Annotated in this window: 3 protein-coding genes; 2 read left to right on the top strand and 1 reads right to left on the bottom strand. The window is 53.0% G+C overall.

The genetic code is table 11. The annotated features are described in order from the left end of the window. Positions 1-879: 879 nt before the first annotated feature. Positions 880-2,379: a B12-binding domain-containing radical SAM protein gene (locus R6V78_RS01675; RefSeq protein ID WP_410287586.1), complete on the bottom strand. Its 1,500-nt coding sequence runs from the start codon at positions 2,377-2,379 to the stop codon at positions 880-882. A gap of 745 nt (positions 2,380-3,124) precedes the next feature. On the opposite strand from R6V78_RS01675, the gene R6V78_RS01670 reads away from it, so the two are divergent. Further along, positions 3,125-3,301 carry a hypothetical protein gene (locus R6V78_RS01670; protein ID WP_410287585.1) on the top strand — a complete coding sequence of 59 codons (177 nt, stop codon included), beginning with the start codon at positions 3,125-3,127 and terminating at the stop codon, positions 3,299-3,301. Between the two features lie 290 nt (positions 3,302-3,591). Beyond that, positions 3,592-4,458, top strand: coding sequence for an NAD(+) diphosphatase (gene nudC / locus R6V78_RS01665; RefSeq protein WP_410287584.1), 867 nt, complete (start codon positions 3,592-3,594; stop codon positions 4,456-4,458). Positions 4,459-4,534 lie beyond the last annotated feature (76 nt).

The following is a 4,534-nucleotide window of genomic DNA, read 5'->3' as shown; positions in this document are numbered from 1 at the left end:
TGCGCAACGAGCTGACATCAGATACCCGCAAGACATTCAATTTGTTAAAGATCAAGCCTCCGCCGCAGGTCATTCAGCTGGAAAAACAGTCCTAAATTTTGTAGACACACGCTGAATCTCGTTCATTTTGCGATCCCGCGGCTGACGTATGTTTGCGCGAATTTGTCAACTTACAGACCGCAAACCCAAGTATAAGAAACAGTCGGGAAAGGCTCCTGGGCAACCGGGGGCCTTTTTTTGATCAAAAACCGGCCATAAGGACCGGAAAGCCTGGAAAAGTATCGGAACGTTGTTTTTTTTTGGTGGTGGGTTCCTGATTGAAAACGTATGAATTTGCCCCTGACCCTGCCGACGCGATGGAAATTATTTTTGGGGGTAACAATGGGGGTAACCTCAAAACTATCAACAATTAAAATACAATAAAAACATGTATATATGGATAGATTTAGATAGCCTGCATCTCCGATACTGTCTAAAAAGGCCTGTTAATTCAGGCCTTTTTCTACTGGGCACTCCGACCAGCGGCAAGCTTTGGCGACTCAAATATCGTTTTAGGAGTATTTAGAAGCTGTTGGCCATTGGTGTGTACCCCCAAAACCACATTTGCCGAAGCCAGGCGTTCAGGATTAACGGTGATCACAAAAAGGTATTGTTGAACTGATGGGCGATAGCACCGGCCAACGCCTCCACTTGTTCGAGCCCACGGGCCCGGAATCTTTTTGCTGCCCGGCTGCGGCGGAGTGGTTGGCGGGTTTATTCAACCTTTGGGCGCTGAATTTTTGAACCCTTTGCATGCTCGCCCTGATCGGAGATTTCGCCATGCGGCCGGAAGCCGATTGAAAGCCCCGATGGGTTTCGCGCTCGATTGTTATATGTTTTTTATCGCTGACTTCCAATGCCGAAGATATTCCTTTCGCAAATTCTCCTGAAGTGGTGGCCATAGATCGTAAGCGTAATGGCAAGCGGCAGCTGCCTGGGCTTGCGGATCAGAGTCCAAAGCAGCAGATACCAATAATGGAGGCGCTCCCTGCCGATAATGCCCAGTCGCAGGCAGGTTTTGAAGAAGGCAAGACAGCGTTGAAAATCCATGGGTGCTTTGGCATGCGGATTTCCGAACTCGCGCAGCAGTGTCCTCACCCGTTGGTAATAGTGCCGGGGAGAATAGATGTGGGCCATAATGGTTTGATAGCCCTCGACCAGCGTCGAGAGTCCCATCTTCGGCACAATGTTTGTGGTGCCATCGACATTATCACCTGATATCTGCCCCACCACCCGGTTTTCTTTCTGCAGCCGCTCGAACAAAAGGGTCCCCGGCGGCGCCTGGAGCATGCCAACCATGGCGGTGACGATCCCGCTCTGCTGGATGAAATCGATATGGCGCTGGAAAGTGGCCGGTGTGTCGCAATCGAAGCCGACAATGAATCCACCCGACACCTGCAAGCCGGCCTGCTGGATGGTGCGGACACTTCGGAGAAGATCCCGATTCTTGTTCTGGTTTTTTTTGCATTCGGCCAGGCTCTGCTCATCCGGTGACTCGATTCCGATAAACACCAGATCGAACCCCGCCCGGACCATCATTTCCATAAGCTCGGGATCATCGGCCAGATTGATCGAGGCTTCCGTATAAAACACGCACCCCTTCCTGGTTTGGCGCCACGCCATCAGCGCCGGCAGCAAGTGCGCCTTCAAAAAGGCACGGTTACCGATGAAATTGTCGTCTACAAAGAAGATGTTGCCGCGCCAGCCGGCTGCATAAAGGCGGTCCAGTTCGGCGAGCACCTGCAGGGGCGTCTTCATCCGCACCCGATGACCGAACAGAGCGGTCACATTGCAGAAATCGCAGTTGAACGGGCATCCCCTGGAAAACTGGATGCACATGGATGCATAATTTTTCATGCGCACCAGGCCCCAATCGGGTATGGGGGTTTGACCCAGATGGCAGAAACCACCAGCGCGGTAGATTTTTTTGGGTTGGTCGTCTTGCAGGTCCGCGAGAAAAGAGGGCAGCGTGAGTTCGGCCTCGTCGAGCACCAGATGATCCACCTCCGGGAACGCCTCCGGTTCCGATGTAAACAGCGGTCCGCCTGCCACCACCTTCAATCCATGTGACCGGCAACGGCCGATGATATTTTTAGCGGAGGCTCGCTGAATGGCCATTGCACTGATGAACACCATCTGCGCCCACGCGAGATCTGCCTCTTTGAGGTCTTCCACATTGACGTCCACCAGTCGCGTCTGGAACTGCCCGGGCAACATGGCTGCCACCGTAAGAAGGCCCAAGGGGGGGAAGGCGGCTTTCTTGCCAATGAATTTCAAGGCGTATTTGAAGCTCCAGAAGGTGTTCGGGTAAGCGGGGTTGATCAGCAGCAGGTTCATCATTCCTCCTCCTTTGCTAGGGTGCGGACCAACCCATGATCGGCACCTTACTGTTCCGGCTTCGTCGCATCAAGGCGATTGACAGCGCCCGGCGATATCACCCGCCGGCTGGATCCGATAATGGTCCGTCCTCCCGGCGTCGTGCAAGGCGCCTGTCACGACCCGAACGACGACAGAATGGCATCCATGTGGTCCTCGATTTTACAGCGCTCTTCGACCGTCAATGCAATAAATCGCTCCGGACTTTGGGCGAACGCGTCAAGGAAGTCTGCAAGCTCCGTTCCGATACCGGAGGAAGCGATAAAATCCGTTCTAGACCTTGCGCTTTTCCCAGTTTGATTCATGTCTTCACCTGTTTGCTGCATTAGGGGTAAGCCCGAAACACTATGCCGTGGAGGTTTCGAATCGTTCCATCCAACTCATCCATGGAAAACGGCTTTGCGATCAGGATCAGGATGCCGTCCTTGGCCGATTGCGGTGATCAAATGTGCTTCCGGCCTTGAAGGGCCGTTAACACCATCACGATGATGGCAATGACCAGCAGGCGTGAACGACGCCGCCCGTTGTGCAGCCGGTCAGCTATCCCAGGTCCCAGAGAACCAATAGAATCACAAATATTGTCCAAAGCAAAGCATGGCAAACTCCTTATCCGACACTGATCCGCACGATACAACCGCGTCTTTTTGGATTGGACTTGCCCCCGTTATCAACCGTCTGAATTCATTCAGGGGCAGGGGGTGAAGATCAGGTGGCTAAAACTAAGATTAACATGACCATCATACCGGCGGAAACAAGGTTGGATAACGATGGGGAAAAAATGGGGTTTTACCCAATACTATTGAATGGCGGAAAGGAAGGTTTGGATGAAGATGTTAAACGAACTGGCAAGATAGCTTCCTGCGGCAAAAGAACAGGGAATGATTGAAAGTAAAGGAAATATAAAAAATGCTGCTTGAACAAAAAATGAGGAAGATCGTTCATAAATGACCGTATTTGAAGAGCACCGGTTTTTCGCGGAGGAGACGGTGGATGATTCCGCCTGACCCGCGAAGTCCGAACCACGAAGCAACGCGGTCAGGTACCCACATTTGGCAAATTGAGGTTGCACCGACCGATTCCCTCTATCCCGGCCATCCATCCATTGACAGGTCGATCCAATTGTGATGCAACGCTATCCGGCAGGTGTCGCTCACACGCGTATCTGGAGGATTGCGGATGAACAAATTCCACGCCATGGCGCGGATCATGTCGATTCAGGATCAGACCATGGATTTTAGACCCGCTATCCATCCACCGGCCGGCTTGCAGCGACCTGTCCTGTGGTTTTTTTTCGAAAAGAGCAAGATGCTGGTTAAATGCGAGAAGGGGGTCTGCTCAATCCCCGACGACGGATTCATCCACCTCAGCGGGATCCGACCCGGCCGTAAAATTTTCCTCGGCACGCTGGGAGATCATGGTTGCTACGCCGCCGGATTGAATCCGGGCGCAACGGTTCCGGCACCCTATACCTGGATGGATCTGCGTGCACTGCTCGACAGGGTCAATGACGACCTGTTCTGGATTGCCGGTAGGGCCAATCATCTCCTGGATTGGGATCAATCCCACCGGTTTTGCGGGCGCTGCAACCATTCCATGACGGATAAACCCGATGAACGGGCTAAAGTCTGTCCGGCGTGCGGCCTGATCAATTATCCCCGGTTGAGCCCGGCGGTTATCGTGGCGGTCATTAAGGGCGACCGTATCCTGCTGGCCCGCAACAATCGCTTCCGGGGTCCTTTTTATAGCGTACTGGCCGGTTTTGTCGAACCGGGGGAGACCCTGGAGGCGTGTGTTCAACGGGAAATCCGTGAAGAGGTGGGCCTCGAGGTTAACAATATCCGCTATTTCGGCAGCCAGCCCTGGCCTTTTCCCAATTCTCTGATGGTGGGATTTCTGGCCGACTATGCCGGTGGTGAAATTGCGGTCGACAACCAGGAAATTATGGAGGCCGACTGGTTTACGGCGCAATCGCTTCCCCAGGTTCCATCGCGCATCAGCATTGCGCGCCAACTCATCGACTGGTTTGTCGAATCACAAACATAAATTGATCAAAATTTTGGAGGAAGCCATGCAATATCGACTTTTGGGCAACACCGGCATCCCGGTCTCGCAACTCTGT

Origin of the sequence: Desulfosarcina sp., from assembly GCF_046496365.1 — a bacterium.
Classification (GTDB): Bacteria; Desulfobacterota; Desulfobacteria; order Desulfobacterales; family Desulfosarcinaceae; genus Desulfosarcina.
This window is presented reverse-complemented; position numbering and strand designations above follow the sequence as displayed.